Annotated in this window: 12 protein-coding genes and 2 pseudogenes; 9 read left to right on the top strand and 5 right to left on the bottom strand. The window is 59.3% G+C overall.

Annotated elements, in window-relative coordinates:
• Positions 1–33: 33 nt before the first annotated feature.
• Entirely contained in the window at positions 34–528 is a 495-nt protein-coding gene (locus B5P46_RS28855) for an Lrp/AsnC family transcriptional regulator (RefSeq protein ID WP_129421722.1), read from the bottom strand.
• 150 nt (positions 529–678) lie between these two features.
• Between B5P46_RS28855 and B5P46_RS35190 the strand changes: the two are divergent.
• Both B5P46_RS35190 and putA read left to right on the top strand, forming a co-directional pair.
• Positions 679–884: pseudogene (locus tag B5P46_RS35190) on the top strand (hypothetical protein).
• Positions 885–912: 28 nt separating this feature from the next.
• The gene (gene putA, locus B5P46_RS28865) at positions 913–4,620 is read left to right on the top strand and encodes a trifunctional transcriptional regulator/proline dehydrogenase/L-glutamate gamma-semialdehyde dehydrogenase (protein ID WP_129421723.1); all 3,708 of its coding nucleotides are present in this window, start codon (positions 913–915) and stop codon (positions 4,618–4,620) included.
• A 118-nt stretch (positions 4,621–4,738) separates the two neighbouring features.
• Here putA and B5P46_RS35610 read toward each other — a convergent pair whose 3' ends face one another.
• Genes B5P46_RS35610 through B5P46_RS28880 form a run of 3 tightly spaced genes read right to left on the bottom strand, consistent with a single transcriptional unit; the run spans position 4,739 to position 11,554 of the window.
• Positions 4,739–7,918 (bottom strand): sacsin N-terminal ATP-binding-like domain-containing protein, encoded by a 3,180-nt coding sequence (locus B5P46_RS35610; RefSeq protein ID WP_129421724.1) that lies wholly within the window; start codon positions 7,916–7,918, stop codon positions 4,739–4,741.
• Entirely contained in the window at positions 7,815–11,027 is a 3,213-nt protein-coding gene (locus B5P46_RS28875; RefSeq protein WP_129421725.1) for a DEAD/DEAH box helicase, read from the bottom strand. The genes B5P46_RS35610 and B5P46_RS28875 overlap by 104 nt, the downstream gene beginning before the upstream one ends.
• The gene (locus tag B5P46_RS28880) at positions 11,024–11,554 is read right to left on the bottom strand and encodes a hypothetical protein (RefSeq protein ID WP_129421726.1); all 531 of its coding nucleotides are present in this window, start codon (positions 11,552–11,554) and stop codon (positions 11,024–11,026) included. Before B5P46_RS28880 ends, B5P46_RS28875 begins: the two co-directional genes overlap by 4 nt.
• Positions 11,555–11,686: 132 nt before the next feature.
• Between B5P46_RS28880 and B5P46_RS28885 the strand changes: the two genes are divergently transcribed.
• The 3 genes and pseudogenes from B5P46_RS28885 to B5P46_RS28895 form a co-directional block, all read left to right on the top strand.
• Positions 11,687–12,511, top strand: coding sequence for a hypothetical protein (locus B5P46_RS28885; RefSeq protein ID WP_129421727.1), 825 nt, complete (start codon positions 11,687–11,689; stop codon positions 12,509–12,511).
• A gap of 234 nt (positions 12,512–12,745) precedes the next feature.
• Positions 12,746–13,384: a hypothetical protein gene (locus B5P46_RS28890; protein WP_129421728.1), complete on the top strand. Its 639-nt coding sequence runs from the start codon at positions 12,746–12,748 to the stop codon at positions 13,382–13,384.
• Between the two features lie 82 nt (positions 13,385–13,466).
• Positions 13,467–13,894 (top strand): annotated as a pseudogene (locus tag B5P46_RS28895) (methyl-accepting chemotaxis protein); the annotation flags it as partial.
• A gap of 153 nt (positions 13,895–14,047) precedes the next feature.
• On the opposite strand, the gene B5P46_RS28900 reads toward B5P46_RS28895, so the two are convergent.
• Complete coding sequence (locus B5P46_RS28900) at positions 14,048–14,899, bottom strand: sugar phosphate isomerase/epimerase family protein (protein ID WP_129421729.1); 852 nt, start codon at positions 14,897–14,899, stop codon at positions 14,048–14,050.
• 344 nt (positions 14,900–15,243) lie between these two features.
• Here B5P46_RS28900 and B5P46_RS28905 point away from each other — a divergent pair, with 344 nt between their 5' ends.
• From B5P46_RS28905 to B5P46_RS28920, 4 genes are read left to right on the top strand one after another with little or no spacing between them, the layout of a single operon-like run.
• Positions 15,244–16,131, top strand: coding sequence for a sugar phosphate isomerase/epimerase family protein (locus B5P46_RS28905; protein ID WP_129421730.1), 888 nt, complete (start codon positions 15,244–15,246; stop codon positions 16,129–16,131).
• 59 nt (positions 16,132–16,190) lie between these two features.
• Complete coding sequence (locus B5P46_RS28910) at positions 16,191–17,360, top strand: mandelate racemase/muconate lactonizing enzyme family protein (protein ID WP_129421731.1); 1,170 nt, start codon at positions 16,191–16,193, stop codon at positions 17,358–17,360.
• 2 nt (positions 17,361–17,362) lie between these two features.
• Positions 17,363–18,052, top strand: coding sequence for a FadR/GntR family transcriptional regulator (locus B5P46_RS28915; RefSeq protein WP_129421732.1), 690 nt, complete (start codon positions 17,363–17,365; stop codon positions 18,050–18,052).
• Between the two features lie 25 nt (positions 18,053–18,077).
• A complete protein-coding gene (locus tag B5P46_RS28920) occupies positions 18,078–19,052 on the top strand; it encodes a hydroxyacid dehydrogenase (RefSeq protein ID WP_129421733.1) in 975 nt (324 codons plus the stop codon).
• Positions 19,053–19,128 lie beyond the last annotated feature (76 nt).

A 19,128-nucleotide genomic window follows, 5' to 3' on the forward strand; every position in this document is an offset into this window, starting at 1 on the left:
TTGCCGCTATTGCAACCGCTTATTCGTTCATGATCATGAAAGACTCGAGCCGAACTTGTCCCAGCCTTCCTTGATCGTCTCCATCGCGACATTGGTCGAGGTGTTGGCAACGTGGGGCAGCGTCGAGATGCGCTCGCCGAGAACGCGGCGGTAGCGGCCGATATCGCGGGTGCGGATCTTCAGGAGATAATCGAACCTGCCGGCGATCATGTGGCACTCCTCGACTTCGCTGATCTTCTTGATGGCCTCGTTGAAGCTTTTCAACGCATGCTCGCGGGTATCGGAGAGCTTCACCTCGACGAAAGCGATGTGGTCGAGCTGCATTTTCGACGGATTGAGGACGGCCTTGAAGCCTTCGATATATCCTTCGCTGATCAACCTTTTGAAGCGGATCTGGCACGGCGTCTTCGACAATCCGACACGCGCGGCCAGATCGGTGATCGACAGCCTGCCGTCCTCGGTGAGCGCGGTGAGGATCTTTCTGTCGAACTGGTCCAATTCACTAAAGATGTCGGTTTCAGTAGCCATTTGAACTCTCGTGGGCGGATTAATAAGTTCATACAGCCTGGAAACTGTTGAAATCAAGTGAGATTGCGATTTGCGATTATGATAGATTATCCGCCGGGCAGAAGAGTGCTGAAATCGGTATCGGCGCCGCGCTCAAAGCGGGGATCATACATGCATAACAAAGAAGCGGATGACGATCGGACGCCGGATCTGCTCGCTCACTACCGGCCGCTGGCGATCAGGGCCGTGGCCGCGGCGCTCACCCTCAAGCGCGACAGACGGATGCGCGCCCGCTGCGAGAGACGGAATATTCCGGCCCCGCCTGCACGGACGATGCACAGTGGGACGACGAGCCCGGCATCTCGTTCATCCGTTAAACCAGAAATCGATTGAATAGGGACTCTCATGTTGAACGCAGCGATCGACCCCGCCCCCTCCAATGATCCGGCCGACGGCGCGCCGTTTTCCGGCTTTGCCCCACCGATCCGACCGCAATCCGAACTTCGCCAGGCTATCACGGCAGCCTATCGCCGGCCGGAAACCGAATGCCTGCCGCCGCTCGTTGCAGCAGCGCGCGTCTCCGAGGCAAAACGCTATGACATTCGCAGCACGGCCCGCAGCCTGATTGAAGCATTGCGCGCCAAGCACAAGGGAACCGGTGTCGAAGGGCTGGTGCAGGAATACTCGCTCTCCAGCCAGGAAGGCGTGGCGCTGATGTGCCTCGCCGAAGCGCTGCTGCGCATTCCCGATACCGAAACCCGGGACGCGCTCATCCGCGACAAGATCGCCGAAGGCAACTGGACCTCCCACATCGGCGGCGGAAAATCCATGTTCGTCAATGCCGCCACCTGGGGGCTCGTCGTCACCGGCAAGCTCACCTCGACGGTCAACGACCGGAGCCTGTCGGCAGCGCTGACGCGGCTGATCTCGCGCGCCGGCGAGCCGGTCATTCGTCGCGGCGTCGATATGGCGATGCGCATGATGGGCGAGCAGTTCGTCACCGGTGAAACGATCGCAGAGGCGCTGAAGCGCGCCCGGCCGCTGGAAGCGCGCGGTTTCCGCTATTCCTACGACATGCTGGGCGAGGCTGCGACGACCGCCGCCGACGCGGAGCGCTATTTCAAGGATTACGAAAAGGCGATCCACGCCATCGGCAAGGCGTCGGACGGGCGCGGCATCTATGACGGCCCGGGCATATCGATCAAGCTTTCGGCCCTGCATCCCCGTTACGTGAGGTCGCAGGCCGGCAGGGTGATGAGCGAGCTGCTCCCGAAGGTCAAGGCGCTGGCCGTTCTCGCCAAGACCTATGATATCGGCCTCAATATCGACGCCGAGGAGGCCGATCGGCTGGAGCTTTCACTCGATCTCCTCGAGGAGCTTTGTTTTGCCCCGGAACTTGCAGGATGGAACGGGCTGGGCTTTGTCGTGCAGGCCTATGGCAAGCGCTGCCCCTTCGTCCTCGACTATATCATCGATCTCGCGCGCCGCTCCGGGCGCCGGGTCATGGTCCGTCTCGTCAAGGGCGCCTATTGGGATGCGGAGATCAAGCGCGCCCAGCTGGACGGTCTCGATGACTATCCGGTCTATACCCGCAAGATCTACACCGATGTCGCCTACGTCGCCTGCGCGCGCAAGCTGCTCGACGCTCCGGATGCGGTCTTCCCACAATTTGCCACCCATAATGCGCAGACGCTCGCCACGATCTATCGTCTGGCGGGTCCTGATTTCACCGTCGGCAAATACGAGTTCCAATGCCTGCATGGCATGGGCGAACCTCTCTACGACGAGGTCGTCGGCAAGGAAAAGCTCGACCGGCCCTGCCGCATCTATGCGCCTGTGGGAACACATGAGACGCTGCTCGCCTATCTGGTTCGACGCCTTCTGGAAAACGGCGCCAATTCCTCCTTCGTGCACCGCATCTCCGATCCGAATGTCTCGGTTGAGGCACTGATCGCCGATCCCGCCGAAATCGTTGCAGCCATGCCCGTTATTGGCGCGCCGCACGCGCAGATCGCTTCGCCAAAGGCTCTTTACGGCAACGCCCGGGCCAATTCCGATGGTCTCGATCTCTCGAACGAGGCGACCCTTTCCGATCTGGCGCAGGTGCTCGCCGCCTCGGCAGCGAACCCGTGGCATGCGCTTCCGATCCTTGCCGATGGCTCGACGGATGGGGTGACGCGTGAGGTGCTCAATCCTGCCAATCACCGCGACGTCGTCGGCACGGTCACCGAGCTGAAGGTCGAAGACGCCGCCCGTATCGTTCGCATGGCTGCCGAGCATGCGCCGCAATGGGCGGCCGTGCCGCCGGCCGAGCGTGCCGCCTGCCTGGAGCGGGCCGCCGACATCATGCAGGCCCGCATCAAGGTGCTGATGGGCATCGTCATGCGTGAGGCCGGCAAATCCGCGGCCAATGCCGTCGGCGAAGTGCGTGAGGCCATCGATTTCCTGCGCTATTACGCCGAGCAGGCTCGCAAAACCCTCGGCCCCTCGCATGCGCCTCTCGGCCCGATCGTCTGCATCAGCCCGTGGAATTTTCCGCTGGCGATTTTCACCGGGCAGGTCGCCGCAGCCTTGGTGGCAGGCAATCCCGTGCTTGCCAAACCTGCCGGCGTCACGCCGATCATCGCGTCGGAGAGCGTCAAGATCCTCCACGAGGCGGGCGTGCCTGTCGGTGCCCTGCAGTTCGTGCCCGGCAGCGGCCGTCTCGGCGCCGGCATGGTCGGGGCGGAGGAGACTGCAGGCGTCATGTTTACCGGGTCGACCGAAGTTGCCCGCATGATCCAGGCGCAACTGGCCGAACGGCTGTCAGCAAGCGGCAAGCCGATTCCGCTGATTGCCGAAACCGGCGGCCAGAACGGCATGATCGTCGACTCCTCGGCATTGGCCGAGCAGGTGGTGGCCGACGTCATTGCTTCTGCTTTCGATAGCGCCGGTCAGCGCTGCTCGGCGCTCAGGGTTCTTTGCCTTCAGGACGATGTGGCCGACAGGACCCTCAATATGCTGAAGGGCGCCTTCCGCGAGCTGACGATCGGCCGGACCGATCGGCTGAGCATCGATGTCGGCCCAGTCATCAACGACAGCGCCAAAACGGAGATCGACCAGCATATCGAGTATATGCGCGGCTTGGGCCGCAAGGTGGATCAGCTGGCGCTGCCCGAAAGCGCTGCGGCGGGGACCTTCGTTCCGCCGACGATCATCGAAATCAAGTCGCTGTCGGACCTGACGAGGGAGGTCTTCGGACCGGTGCTGCATGTCATCCGTTTCAAGCGAAACGGGCTCGACAGGCTGATCGACGACATCAACGCATCGGGTTACGGCCTCACATTCGGGCTTCACACCCGGCTCGATGAGACGATCGCGCATGTGACCAGCCGCATCAAGGCCGGCAACCTCTACGTCAACCGGAACATCATCGGCGCGGTCGTCGGCGTGCAGCCTTTCGGCGGCCGCGGCCTGTCGGGCACCGGTCCGAAGGCCGGCGGTCCTCTTTATATCGGCCGGCTGGTGCAGCGTGCGCCCGTGCCGCCGCAGCAGGATTCCGTTCATACGGATCTCGCCCTTCGTGACTACATCGTCTGGCTCGACAAGAAGGGCCTGTCGGGCGAGGGGGAAGCGGCGCGCGGATATGCAAGCCGCTCGGCGCTCGGGCTCGAACGTGAACTCACCGGTCCGGTGGGCGAGCTCAATCTCTACGCGCTCCATCCCCGCGGCCGTATTCTCCTCGTGCCGCAGACGGAAGGCGGGCTTCATCGCCAGATCGCCGCAGCCCTATCGACCGGCAACCACATCGTCGTGGACGCGGGTTCCCTATCGAAGTCAGTCCTGGCGGATCTTCCGGCGGCTGTCGCCGGCCGGATTTCCTGGACATCGGATTGGGAAAAGGACGGGCCGTTCTCCGGCGCGCTCGTCGAAGGAGACCGCGACAGGGTTCTGGCCGTCAATCAGAAGATCGCTCACCTGCCCGGTCCGCTGCTGCTGGTCCAGGCCGCGACGACCGAGGAATTGGCGGGCGATCCCGAAGCCTATTGCCTGAATTGGCTGCTCGAGGAGGTGTCGACGTCGATCAACACCGCGGCTGCCGGCGGCAATGCAAGCCTGATGGCCATCGGCTGAGTGACAGACGAGGGCGCAGAAAATGCGCCCTCGGACGCATATTACATGCGTCGATGAAATTCGAAATGGTCATGCACGATATTGAGGTCTTGCTTGCTCGTGCAATCGCAGGGGTACGTTAAGTTTTCTCGATGCCACCAATCGTTCGAATATCGCCGAGATGCACCTCAGTGAATCGAAGCCGAGTTGGTTGACCCGCCAATTCCACCTCAATCTCAGGACTGGTGGCGGCCGCGATCGACGCACGCAGATCCAAGTCTTCGGCAGGATTTGCATACCTCCATTTAGCTGCGCAGGTTGGACACAATGCAAGATGATTTTCCGCGTGCTCCGTCGTGAGTGATTCCAAGAGTTCGCAGGTTTCGAAATAGTGTGTGCCGTTGGGCAGCTTAAACGGCATCACGTCGTGGCAGGCTTGGCAAACCATATCTCCGAGATGGTTGGAATAGTGATCCTCGAGATACGTCCGTGCCACGCCTTTGCTCTCGGCGTTGCTCACCCGAACGCTGCGTGATCTCACTTCATAGCTCTTGGATGGTGCCGCCTGAGCCCGAGCAGCCAATCGTTCTGCTCTCCGTCCAGGATCCCGCGTCTCACGCTCCGGGAAGGCGATCGGCTCGTACGCGTGGCTCGAAAGCTTTCGGATTATGTCGGCATTCAGTGCGGCAAGCACGTTTGCAGGCAGGCCTTGAAGCTGATCCACTAGCTCTGGGGCAAGGCCGATCAGTTCCCCGGCTCTGCGTCGCTCCTTGTGTTGCTCGCTCTTGAGGCGATGGTCTTCGGCAAAGCCGATCGCTTGCAACCAGCCTTCGTTGCCCCCGATTGTGTAGCCGGTTGCCAAGTCTCCTGTCACCATGGTTCTTGGCTGCCGCAGCGTCCCATCTTTCGCTGGAATCCATGCCGCCCCCCGCAGTAAGATTGCAAGGGAGGAGGGCGCCTGCTTTGCCGCCTTTGTCTGATTTGGAGAATAGCGGGCAGCCATGGAGCTGGCGCCAGCCGTACGCACGGCATCCCAGATAAGACGGGATATTTCGGGGTCGGAGCGCTTCAGAAGTTCGGGTAGCTGTTCGATATGGTGGTCGCTGTCGATACCTGTACCGGTCGCTCTGCTGCTGCCAAATCCCCGACGGAGTTCGTACCACTGCGGATGATCATAGCGGATCGTGCTCGCCGTGACGCACAATTTAGTTTCCATTCCACACGCCGATAGAAAGTCGATCAGTTCCTTCCTTCTAAGCTTCTGATAGCCGTCCCAAAGAGCCAACTTCTCTCGCCCTTGCACAGATCCATCGTAGACCTTCGTCAAAGCGGATTCGAGATACGGGCTGCTCAAATAGACGTCGGCTGCACTGTGGTACGAGGCATCCGCCCCCGCTCGGACGAAATGAAGTCCAGCGAAAATCCTCTTGTCCCCGTGCTCCGTTGACCAGCGGATGAATCGACGCATATGCTGAAGATGTCGCTCGCGGTTAGGCCTAGGCCCATCTCCCATGTAGTGGGTTCGGATAATGGCTGAGAGATACGCCCTTTCGTCGACATCTTTGACCCCGATCCGACGGAGAAATTGTTCCACATCCCGTCCGCGGCCCCGACCTGTTCGAATTAAACTGCTTTTGACCAAATAAAGGCCGCAGTTCTCCGCTTCGGGATCAAGCGCCGTGTCCGCTGGCGCAAACACTGCAGCATTTGGAGAGTGCCTGCGTCCGTCCTCCAGCCGAATGAACTGATAATTGGCTACGGACACTGCGCGCTTCTGCGCCTTCATCGCAGTATCAAGCGCAAGCAAAAAGCGTTGCATCGTTTCGTCCGACAAACCGTTGAACCAAGCCAATGCGAGTTTTTGAGCGTCATTTTCGGACTGATAATAGTGTGTCGCGAACGCGCGCTGGAAAGCTGCGAGAAACTCGCCGTACGACCACTCTTCGATCTTTAATGTGGTCAGGAGGGATTCGGAACGGCTGTTGCGAAGCCCGCTCACGATCCATCGCCGATCAGGCTGTCCAGCGAACAACTGCAGTCCATCGTCACCGAGTAGTTCCCGCAAATCAGCTGGCCCACGAATGGCGGCTCTGACCGTCGCGTAACCGCCGCCGTGGACGGGTATGAGGGCCTCTGCGGCGAACTTGGCAACAATCTTTTTGAGGATCGGCGCGAAGACGGGAGGGAGTTCGTCGGTTGCGTTGGGAAGTAGGTCAAGCACGCCGCGCTTCAGAAGTCCGCGATCGCGAAGATCCGGCAGTGCGTCTGTCAGCAAGTCGGCGATTGTGTCGATGAGCTTCGCGTTCCAACTGTCGTCGCGCTTGATATTTGCACGATTGTCAGTCAGCTGGAATGGTCCATGAATCAGGAAATGTAGGCCGGTAGTTTCCTCGGTTTCGAAGAACACCCGCAATCGGGTCGCTGCGTCTTCGGGGATCAATTCACCATCGTCGTTCAGTCGCAGTGCTATCTTTACGCCGTATTGCTTGTGATCGGCATCGCGCTCGACACCCCGTGTGAGAACCAGGAATCGTTCCCGCTGTTCCTGCTCGTGCGGCAAGCGAGATTGAATTGAACGAATAGCATTAGGGAGGTCATCAACCCGGGCGCTACCAGTGCTACCTTGGTCAACCCATTCAAGCAGCTTGACGTGTTCGAGGAAGAGTAGCGCGCGAGGCCCTGCTGTGGCCAGACCAAGGCGAGCACGCGCAAGGGTTATTTCTGCACGATCGATGCGGAACGGCAGAATAATGCGTGTAGTTGAGTCATCGAAGTCGGTCGAAATCAGTTTGGGGATAACGAGATCTTCGATCGCGAACGCCAAGGATTGCCCCTCAATTCGAGAATGCACCTCAGGCCGTTCGGTGACGACATAGACAGATTTGAAGCCAATGCCGAAGCAGCCGATCTTATGGCCATCATCGAGTTTTGTCGTATTTCCGATGCCGGTGATGCCCTCGATGTCCTCTCGATCGAATGCTCTTCCATCATGCTCAAACAAGATGCGATCGGGCTCCAAGGTGAAGCGTACCCAAGTCGCCCGCGCGTCCTCGGCGTTCTGCAGCAACTCGAAAATGAAATGGCTCGGATCAGCGTATTTCTCGACCGTGGCGTTCCAAATACCGCGATCAAAGTTATTCTCCCGGCTCGCCGTAACCCAACGTTCCCGCATTGCTTGTAATGATTGCAGCCAGCTGTTGAATGATTGTAGCATTTTAATGCTCCACGCGAAGGGTGCCAGCGGCGACGCGCCGAGGCAGGATGTCGGCACGATGCTCGGCGGCGGAGAGCTGCTCCAGGGCTTCACGATGATCAGCATTGGCGCGGGCAAGTTGGCCCGCGCGCATCCGTCGAATCCTGTCTTCGGCGACACGGGCGAGTTGCTCTTCGAGGATCGCAACACGAGCGCGATGGCTTGCTTCGAGACTGTCTCGTCGGAATCGGGCAATCTCCGCGGCATCTGAAACATGCGCCGCACGCCGGCGTGTCCAGAGTTCGTGATGCCATCCATCAAGGCCTTCCAGCACGGTCGAACTCGGAGCAGGTACGTCCGATGCATCTTGTGCGACCCCAAATACCCCCATGAAGGCGGCACCAATCGTCCCGTCTTCTACGACCGGCACGAGCATGGCGTCTTCCTTGAGGCCGTGCATTTGCCATTGGTAGATAGCGAACGCATGATCACCACGCGGCAAAGCCGGATCGGCGACGCGCAAGGTCACGATGACCTCTTCATCACGTATGAATGACCGAGCAGCGGCTTGGGTCAGGGGATGGACCGGAGTAATGAATGCGAGGGATCGATCTTCGTTCGCGGTCTCGCGATCGAAGGTTAAACCGAGCGACTGCTGATCTCCTCGAAGCCAGCCTTCCCATTCCCGTTCGGCAAGGTTGAGCCGCACGCCGCGCACTCGTGGAGGCACGAGACGACGGCGCGCATCTGCCGACAGCCGCAAATTCTTGACCGATCCCTGGCCAGTTATCGGGTTGCGCCCGACTTCGAGTTCTCGCTCGAGGTGGAGACCTACGAGGCGCTCGATCGCCTGCGGCTCCAACCAGCGGCTGGACGCCTGAGCGATTTCGTCGTTGATGCGATTATGCTCGACGCGAACTCCAAACAGTTCTGCCTCTCGCTCCTCAAGCGTGTCAGTCTCGATGATCTGTCGGATTTCATTGTCCGCCAGCTGCTGGAGACGCTGCTCGCGCTCATCATCTGTCAGGAGAAAGTCGTCTGCAACCGCTTGCAACTGACTTGCGATCTCTCCCAAAATGGCTTCGCTGCCGCCGATCGCACGCTCAAAGACACCAATGCGGGCGAGGCATCGATTGAAAATGTCGAAGTCGACGGTGCCCGGGGTCACAAAATTATAGATTGCGACCGTTTGGCTGGCTTGGCCGTACCGATCAATCCGCCCGATACGCTGTTCAATTCGCATGGGGTTCCAGGGGATGTCGTAGTTGACCAGAGCGTCACAGAACTGGAAGTCCAAGCCTTCCGAGCCGACCTCCGACGACAAAAGAACGTCAATCGCACTTGCATGCTCTGGCGGCAAGGCGAACGCCTTCCTGAGCGCCCGACGCTCGTCGTCGGCAACCCCGCCATGAATCAGTCCAACCCGAACGCCGCGCTCGCGCAACTTCCGCTCCAGGTAGAAAAGTGTATGACGGAAAGAGCTGAAGAGGAGCAGGCGACGATTGCGCATCGCACCCTTCTGCGTCACGATTTCGATCAGGCGCTCGCACTTAGGATCTTCCGCTGGCAACGAACGTGCGCGTTCGACGATGCCAGTGATTTCGCCTCGAATCGCAGCCAGCTCGGGATCGGTTTGCTCGAGCCGGTCATCGCCCAGCTCGAGCCACTCGAGATCAGATAACCGGCGCGTGAGAATGTCCTCCAGGAACGGCGCCAGTCCGTGCAATGAACTGGCCGCCTGGCGTCGGATCGTTGTCATCAAGAAACCAAGTGGACCCGCGCCATGCGTGCGCAGGTAGATGGCACGTTGAATCGCAAGCAATTCATCATGGAGAGCCCGCTGATTGGCCGTAAACAATACTTCTTCCGTCCGAGCCTTGCGGCTCGTAAAGTTTCCGATATCGCGCCGGCGCGTTCTGCTAATCATCGACGAAAAGCTGTGCAAGCTCTCCGCGGGCTGTATCAATCGGACGCGATCATCGTCGGATGTAGCGACCGGAATTGCTGCTAAGAGATTGCGATACTCAGGCGAGGGCGCCAACATGATTTGGCCCCAGTCTGTGACGGCTGCCTCTGCAAGATGATCGAGCGCGGCTTGTTGCCAGCCAGGAACCGCGCCTCGGATTGATGCGATCGCCGCGTTGATAGCCTCGTTCGGCTCCGCCATTCGCTCGAATGTAGGTCGATCTATCACGAGGTCGGGCCGCAGCAAATTGAGCAGCGAAAAGAGGTCCCCGGTCCCAAGCTGAACAGGTGTTGCAGTTATGAGTACCACCGCTTCGGCATTGTCGGCGAGGATTCGAAGTCCCTGATGGAGACTTGTCTCGGTGTTGCGCGCATTATGCGCCTCGTCGACGATCAGTAGGTCGAAGCGGGGCGGCGCATCGAGGGTGCTGAGTCCGGGGCCACGCCCACTGCCTCGTTGTTGGAAGCCTTGGAGAAGATTTTCGTTCACGAGAGAGAATGGCAAGATTGCGCGCGAGAATCGATCGGGCCATTCGCCTTCGAGGTCGGTCTGATCGAGGCAGTAACGCAAGTCGTCGCTCGCCAGGGTCACGAACTCTTCATCGAACCGGCGCATTTCGCGATGCCACTTTTCCTCGACGACAAGAGCTTTCGAGCAGACCACAAGGACCGAACGCAGCGGACGTCTGGCTTGGAGTTCGCGAAGAAGGAGCCCTGCCTCGATCGTCTTGCCTACACCAACTTCATCGGCAACGAGCAGCCGCGGCCGATCGGCACGTATGAACTTGAGGACTGGCCGGAACTGATAGGGGATAAAATCGATCCGGCCGGCCTGCAGTGAATAGAGGTTGGTGACGCTGGGCTCAGCGAGCTGTAGGGCGGTAAGCCGCGCATTAAATTCATCCAGCGTGGCACGAATAGCCCCCGGCGCCAGATCAGCGCGAGCAACCTGGCTTTCATAAAGGGTTTCAAGCCGCCCGCCGATAAAAACGCCGAGCCGGGTTTCACGATTGCTAGGTGTAATGCTGGTGATCACACCGATGCGAGTCGGATCAGATCGAAGGGCGACTGCTTCGCCAATCTGGAGTGGCGGCATTGGCAATTGCCTTGCTTCGTCTACCCGCCTCCCGACAATCTCGCGAACCTTGCGTTCGAGAGCTGCGACATCGACACCGTGAGCGAGCGCAGTCGCAATGATCTCTTCGTCGCTGGCATCAAGAATACCTTCGGCGATGAGCGCGAGAATTTCGTCTGATGCAGGCCTTGTCATTTCGAATTCCAATCTGGAGAAAATTTGCGTTGTAGCGTACGGATCATGCGGCGCCTGGCGGTGTCGTAGCCGGTGGCGTCCAGCCCCAGGTGCATGCGCGTAAGATCTCGACTTGTTTGCTGAAGGACGTGGTCAAAAATCCCTTGCGCTGGGGCATCGTCGTCGAGCGCAGCGCGCATGTTGTGGACGAGATCGACGAACTCAGCGCTGTTCATTGCCGGTTCGTCGGGGATTTCGTTGCAATCTTCTGCTAATAGTTCCCTAGCATCCTCATGCCGCCATTGACTGGCAATGCTGCGCATCACCTGGGAGAGAAATGCCGGCAACGGCACATCGATGGGCCATGGCCGTTGCCCCGAGAGAACCCTGCAAAGCGCCTCGTTAAGGAGATCGGTTGAATCTCTGCGATCGAGACCAATCGCCCAAGTGCGGGCAAGCGCCGCCAACCGCAGAAGATCAGCTTGGCGCAGTCTACTTAAGATGCGCCCGACTTCTTCAATTGAAAGTATATCGTCCTGATCCGTCATGAAGCTGGCCAACTCGTATGTTCACCACTATTGCGCAGTTCGAACGGAAAATGGGAAGCAAGCCAGAAAATTATTTGGAATTCTCAGTTTGCGGTCTGCAACAGCGCGTAATTTTCACGCATAAGGCTCAAGATGACAGATGACGAAGACAAATTTCTCTCTGAAAAATATTCTGAATACAGGAACTCTCTCCGAGAGAGTGAAGCATGCACGGAGTTTATGCCGTACGGCTGGTTCAAGCCCCCAGAAACCATTAGACTCGATACCGAATTTGGCCGCCAGCAGATGATCTATCGGGATGTGGCGGACGATGCCGCACGAGATCTCGCTAACGGGATCAATCATCTGATCAATCTCACGAGGCGATTGGATGCTTGGCATAAAGTCATTGCTAAACTCGACGTTCACGGGAAGAGCGATATTCTCCATGAATTTGTTCAGGATTTAGCCTCCACGGCACTTCTGAAGCCATACACGCTCAAGGCAAGATTTTACTTTGCGGTCGCGCATCTGTCTCATCAGGCTAACAGCACTAGCCAAGGCGTAGATTGGTCAGACGATTTCGTGACTCTCCCCGAAGATTGGCGCATCAACGAGGAGGCGGCAGTTAGGTTGGCGAGGCCGTGGCGTTCTTGGAAGAAGCTGATCAAAGCCCTGAATACAGTCGATATGCGTGACTACAAGACCGCAACAGACGACTTTCGCAGCAAGCACACTCATCGGTTCACACCGCAGGTAGAACTCGGGATAACTCAGATGGTGAAGCGATTGCCTTCGAAACCTGGTGGAAAACCCTATTATGGGGTGGGAGGCAGCGAACCTATTCAGTTGGAAATCTTGGTGCGTGAAGTGAAGGGGCAGTGCGTTCGTCTGTCAAAATGTTACAGCACGTTCCGAATGCTCGTGGCCGAGCAAAGCGAAGCGCTATTTGGAACTGCTTGCGAAGCGTCTTCATAACATAGAACGTCGATGGGGTGGGTCGCGGAGCGTGCGTCCATTGTTGGATCCTACAGCCGCATCGACGTGAGGATTTCAGGCGCAACTTTGGGTCAGCCAATTCTCCGCTATGTGCAGTGCCACAGGATGCTTACATTCACGCAGACAACGATTACGCGCATGCGTTGACGAATTTCCACGCCGATCATGTTACGGTTAGCCGACTGCCTAACAGCTTCCTATTGGGGTTGCGTCGTGGATGGAATTTCTTTGATCCGAAGAATGGTAACTAAATTCTTACTGGGCTTGTCAATCGCCCTCGCGAGAGCGCTGTTCCAAACGTTCAACGGCGTTGTAATCGCGACCGCATTCAGCTGGATGTTGGTAGGTATTGGGGGTTTGGTTGGGATTGGCCTTCAAATAATATTCGATCGTTTTGGGTTAAAATTGTTTACAGGGCTGGGTTTGGCATTTTTTTTCATATTCTTCTTACTCTCGATACTCGCGCTTGTTCTGATGTTCATCGGTCGATTTATTCACGCGGCAGAAGATGTTGACGTGTCAGATCAGGCCTTTGATATCCTCTTTATGGGATACGGGATGTTTGCAACACTAGTAATAATGCAAATATACTCGTATCATAAATTTGACGGCTCCATATTTACTCAACGCAATATAGGTTTATTGGACATCGTTTGGTATGTATTACACCTGACGTTTCTTGGATTCATCCCGGATGTACTGCAATACAGTCCGCTCTCTCCGAGTCTTTCGGCCGTCGGAATCATGAAGGTTGTTGAATTCATATTGAAAATTATTATGGCAGCCACAGTTATTTCGGGTACCTTCCGGTACTTGGACGCGCGGCATAAGATAGTGATATTTCCATTCTGACGGGATCGACAGCCACCACCCGCATCATCCCACAGCCAAGGACTCGGACGTTTTCCGTCGAATGGAGCGCGCTCCCCGACGCAGAGGTTTTGCCGTCGTCGCGCAGGAGGTGCGTGAGCTTGCGCAGCGTTGCGCCACGGCTGCCCGCGAGATCAAGGGTCTGATTTCCACCAGCGCATCCCAGGTCGGCACAGGCGTCCAGCTCGTTGAGGAGACCGGCCAGGCACTTTCATCCATCATGGAGCATTTCACCTCGATCAATGGGCTGGTGCAAGTCATCTCGTCTTCGGCCACCACGCAATACAAGGGGATCGACGAGGTCAACAACGCCGTTCGCGATGTCGAGCACATCACCCAGCACAATGCCGCCATGGTGGAGGAGAACACCGCGGAGATTCATCGGCTTCGGCATCAGGTGGAAGTATTGAACGAAGAATCTCCCACTTTCAGACCGCCGATATCCGCGGGGCATCGCCCGCCGTCCGCCCGCCGATGTCTCTGGTCTCCTGAGCGGACGCCTTCGGAAATCTCTCCGATACGCAAGAGAACCTGGTGCTCAATGAAAGCAGGCAGAAGGTGATTGCTCAGGCGTAAGTCGTGCCTGCCAGTGCAACGTTCAGGCCGATGGTTCGCCTATCGACCGCGGCGAGAATCGGTTGGTGGTCATGCCGCCGCGCGCCATCCATCGCGGATATGGCGGTAGCCTTCGCGATAGACCGCTTCCGGCGTCTCGGAAAAGTCGCGCCAGACCTTTGTCGCGGCGGCGAGCTCCTTGAGCGCCCGGCCGAAGGCCTCGATTGTCAGCCACCCGTCGTAACCGCTCGCGCGTAGTGCCTTGAACGTCTCCGCCCAGGGAATGTTGCCACGTCCGGGTACGCCGCGGTCGTTCTCCGAAATGTGGACATGGACGATGCGGGCACTGTTTCGCGTGAAGGCGCCGATGGGATCGGCCTCTTCGATATTGCTGTGGAACGTGTCGTACATCGCGCGGATATTCGGATGTCCGATCGCGTCGATATGGGCCGCAAGGTCGTCCATCGTGTTGAACAGGTAACATTCGAAGCGGTTTAGCGCCTCAAGCCCGATCGTGACGCCGTGCTTTGCTGCATGGTCGCCGATCGCGCGTTGCGAGGAAACCGAGCGCTTCAGTTCCGCCGGGCTCGGCCCGCTGCCGGAAAATTTGCCGAGTGTCGAATGCAGCGGGCCGCTCAGCATCGTTGCGCCCAGCGCATCGCTGCAGTCGATGGCCCATTTCACGTAGTCGATGCCGCGCTTGCGGGTTGCGGCGTCGGGGGCGATCAGGTTCATCTGCGGGTCGCCCATTGCGGAAACGGCGGTCCGTTCCAGGCCGATCCGGTCGAGCAAGGCCCCCAGCCGCCGGTACTCGTCCGGTGTTCCCGAAAAGATCGGGATCTCGACACCGTCAAACCCCGTGTCCTTGATATCGCGTAACAGTGTCTCGTGTTTCCGGCCGACACTTGTCGTCCACAGGAACATGCACATGCCGATCTTCATCTCTCCTCCCCTTGGCCCTGCGGCCACTGCGCGGCGGTTTCAACGCCTTATCACTTTCCAGATCTGGTCATACCAAATCTTGGAATCTGGTCAAGCCAGTTCATGGTGCGCTTGGGATGTTGGATTCGCGCCTAAGCAGCAAATGCAGCATAAAATGTCGATCGGGGAAAGAAATATCGACCTTTTGGCCCGTCTTGCAGAGGGTGAGGAATTACGTTAGAGCTTTCAGATAACGAGAATTGGCCAAACCAGATTGCCGAACGTGGCGAGAGTGGCCAACGATAACATGACCTTTTGCCGCCCGATTGGCGATCGAACGTGCTGCAACTGTCTGGGAGGACCTCATGCATCTTTCGACACACAACTGGATGCGGGCCGAACCGCTCGCCGTCACGCTGAAGCGCATCAAGAAATATGGCTATGAAAGCATCGAGATATCCGGCGAGCCGGCGCAGTACGACGTCAAGGAGACGCGTTCGCTGCTGAAAGAGCATGGCATTCGCTGCTGGGGCGCCGTTACGCTGACGCTCGGCGAGCGCAATCTTGCCGCCAGGGACGAAGGCCAGCGCGCCAGGTCGGTGGACTATGTCAAGAGCGTCATCACCATGGTCAGCGAACTCGATGGCGAGATCGTCACCCTGGTGCCGGCGACCGTCGGCAAGGTGGTGCCGGATGGTACCGAGGAGGAAGAGTGGACATGGGTGGTGGATGCCACCAGGGAGTGTTTTGCCCATGCGCAGAAGAGGGGCGTGCGCATTGCCGTCGAGCCGCTCAATCGTTTCGAGACTTATTTCTTCAACCGTGCCGCCCAAGCGCTGGCGCTCGCCGATGCCGTCAGCCCCGAATGCGGGGTTTGCCTCGACGCCTTCCACCTGAACATTGAAGAGGAAGATATGTATGAGGCGATCCGGCTCGCTGGAAGGCGGCTGTTCGATTTCCACGTCGCCGATAACAATCGTTTCGCCGCCGGCCTCGGCCAGCTCGACTGGCCGAAGATCATCGGCACGCTGAAAGAGATCGGTTACGACGGCGCCGTTACCAACGAATTCGTCGCTCCGGTCGACCGGACGCCGGCCTCAAAATATCCGGACATGGTCGAGCGAAACCCCGTCGACATACCCCCGGAGCAACTGAAGTTTATCCAGGACCACGGCTCCAGCCTTCTCACTGAGAAATTCTACGACGATCAGATGCGGATTACCGCCGAGACGATCCTGCCACTGATCAAGTAACGAACGGAAACACATGTGCCCTGCGGCTCGCGGGCCGTGAGGGGCAGGGGATCCGAAACATGCGTATCAAGACCGTAGAGGCCTGGTGGATTAAAATTCCCATTGAGGCGAGCCGTCAGCACAGCAGCGACTTCGGCCGACTGACGACCTTCGATAGTGCGATCCTGCGGATCGAAACGGACGACGGCATCGTGGGCTGGGGAGAGGGCAAGAATGCCGCGGGCAGTGCGGGCACCTATGGCACGCTGGTACACATGCTCAATCACGAGATTGGGCCGAAGCTCATCGATCGCGATCCTGCCGACATCTCCACCATATGGGAGATGCTCTACAACGGCGTACGCCACGAGACGGCGGCGAGTTCTGGGCACGCCATGCCCGAGATCGCGCGGCGCGGGCTTTCCGTCGCGGCGATCAGCGCGGTCGACATCGCGCTCTGGGACATACTCGGCAAGTCGCTCGGCGTCCCCGTCTGGAAGCTGCTGGGTGGTCGCAAGGCGGACAGGTTGCCCGCCTATGCCTCGGGCGGTTGGGAGAGCGTGGACCGGATCGGCGAACAGCTCCGATCCTATATCGCCGCCGGCGGTTTCAAGTCAGTCAAGATGCGCGTCGGTGCGATGGATCGTGCGCTGCATGTCTCGGCATCGCGCGTGCGGGCGGCTCGCAAGGCAATCGGCCCCGACGTCGACCTGATGGTCGATGCGCACGGCACCTATACTGTTGCGGAGGCAAAGCGCTTCATCCAGATGGTCGCCGATTGCGACCTCGCCTGGTTCGAGGAGCCGGTGATAGCCGATGACAAGCCGGGCATGGCGGAGGTGCGCTCGGCTGGAAACGTGCCGATCGCTGCCGGCGAGAGCGAGGCGACACGTTTTGCCTTCCGCGATCTTGCCATGCTTCGGGCCGCCGACATATTCCAGCCGGATCCCGCCTTCTGCGGCGGCATTACGGAGGCGATGCGCATCAGTTCGCTCGCCAGCGCCTTCAATCTCCGTTTTGCACCGCATCTTTGGGCCGGTGCGCCCTGCTTCTTTTCCGGCCTGCATTTGTGCGCGGCTTCCCCGGCAAGCTTCATCGTCGAATATTCGCTCGGCGCCAATCCGATGATCCATGATCTTGTCGAGGACACTGTGTCGGTGAAGGACGGCATGGTAGAGATCCCGGACAGGCCTGGCCTGGGCTTCACGATCAATCAGCGGGTCCTGGAGACTCACGCGCAAAGACAGTGACGATGAAAGAAAACTCCCTCCTCTCCGATCTCGCGGCGCATCTTTTCTCGAACTCGAGCGGCAATGGCCGCACGCCTTCGGAGCGAGAGCTTGCGGAACATTTCGGCGTCAGCCGGGGCCAGGTCCGCGAGGCACTGGCCATTCTGGAGGCAATGCGCATCGTCGAGCGCCGGGCCAAGTCGGGCATCTATCTGACGACCACGGAGGCGAGCGTGGAGGCAATGGCACTTTTTGCCCGCGCCGGCGTGCCGCTTGATCCTATCCTGATCTACGAGACCGTGGAGCTTCGCAAGATCCATGAGATCAAGGCCGCGGAGCTCGCCTGCGATCGGGCGACGGAGGAGAATTACCAGCAATTGCGCGATATCCTCGCGGCGTCGGAGGCGAAGCTTGCCGCCGGCGAGGGGCTGGCGCGCGAGGACCGGGATTTCCATTTGGAGATCGTCCGGGCCACCAAGAACAGCGTCTTCCATCGGGTGTGCAGCGTCTATTACGTCATGGGCGAGCACCGCCTGCCGATCTATTTTGCCGACGCCGCCCGCAGCCGGCGCTCGCATGAGGAACATATCCGCATCTACGAGGCGCTGCTTGCCCGAGACGGCAATCTGGCCCAGGCGCTGATGAGCGCGCATCTTCAAGGTGCGGAAAGCTATTGGAAGGGCCTTATCGGCGGTCCAGCGACGGCAGCCTGATAGGCATAACCGGCGGGGAGGGCCGATGAGCATCATCTTTTCCACACATCCCCTGCACCCTGCGGCCAGGTCCATGCTCGAGGCTGCGGGTGATCTGCGCGTCGCTTCGGCGCCCGATCCCGAAACATTGCTGCGAGAAGGCCGCGGCGCGGGCATCGTCGTCGTACGCGCGCCGATCCCGCCGGCCTTCTTCGAGGATGCGCCGGCGCTTCGCGCGGCGATCCGCCATGGCGCCGGGCTCGACATGGTGCCGATGGATGCGGCGACCCGCGCCGGCGTGCTTGTCGCCAACGTCCCGGGCGCCAATGCCTCGACTGTCGCCGAGCACGTCTTCCTCGTGACACTGGCCCTGCTTCGGCGCTTTCGCGCGATGGACCGCGAACTGCGTCAGAGTGGCTGGGTGGCGGGCCGCGCCCAATCGGACACAGCCGTCGACCTCGCCGGCCGCACCATGGGCATCGTCGGAATGGGCAATGTCGGCAAGGCGATCTTCCAGATCGCGAAGTTCGGTTTCGGCCTGGAGGTGGTGGCCACGAGCCGGTCGCCGGAAAGCGTGCCGGACAGCGTGCGTTTCGTGACGATCGATGAGCTTGTTGCGACGGCCGACATCGTGGTGCTCTGCTGCCCGCTGACGCCGGAGACGACCGGCTTGCTCAATGCCGGTCGCATCGGGCGCATGAAGCCCGCGGCCATTCTGGTCAACGTCTCGCGCGGCCCAGTGATCGATGATGCGGCGTTGATCGAGGCGCTGCGCGATGGTCGCATCGGCGGAGCCGCGCTCGACGTCTTCGCAACACAGCCGCTGCCGCTCGACCATCCCTATTTCGGCTTTGACAACGTCATCGTCACGCCGCATCTCGCTGGTCTGACGGAAGAGAGCATGATGCGCATGGGAACAGGCGCGGCGAGCGAAGCCCTGCGCGTCATCAAGGGCGACTTGCCCGTTAATTTGCGCAATCCCGAAGTGGTGGAACATTATCGCAGGCGCTTTCCCGCATAGCGCCTCGTCGCGACAATTCGAAACGCTCGCTGCCCCTGCCGTGCCGCCGAGACCGCTGGCATCCTTCCGACCGATC

The sequence above is a fragment of the Rhizobium leguminosarum genome (genome assembly GCF_004123835.1).
GTDB lineage: Bacteria > Pseudomonadota > Alphaproteobacteria > Rhizobiales > Rhizobiaceae > Rhizobium > Rhizobium leguminosarum_M.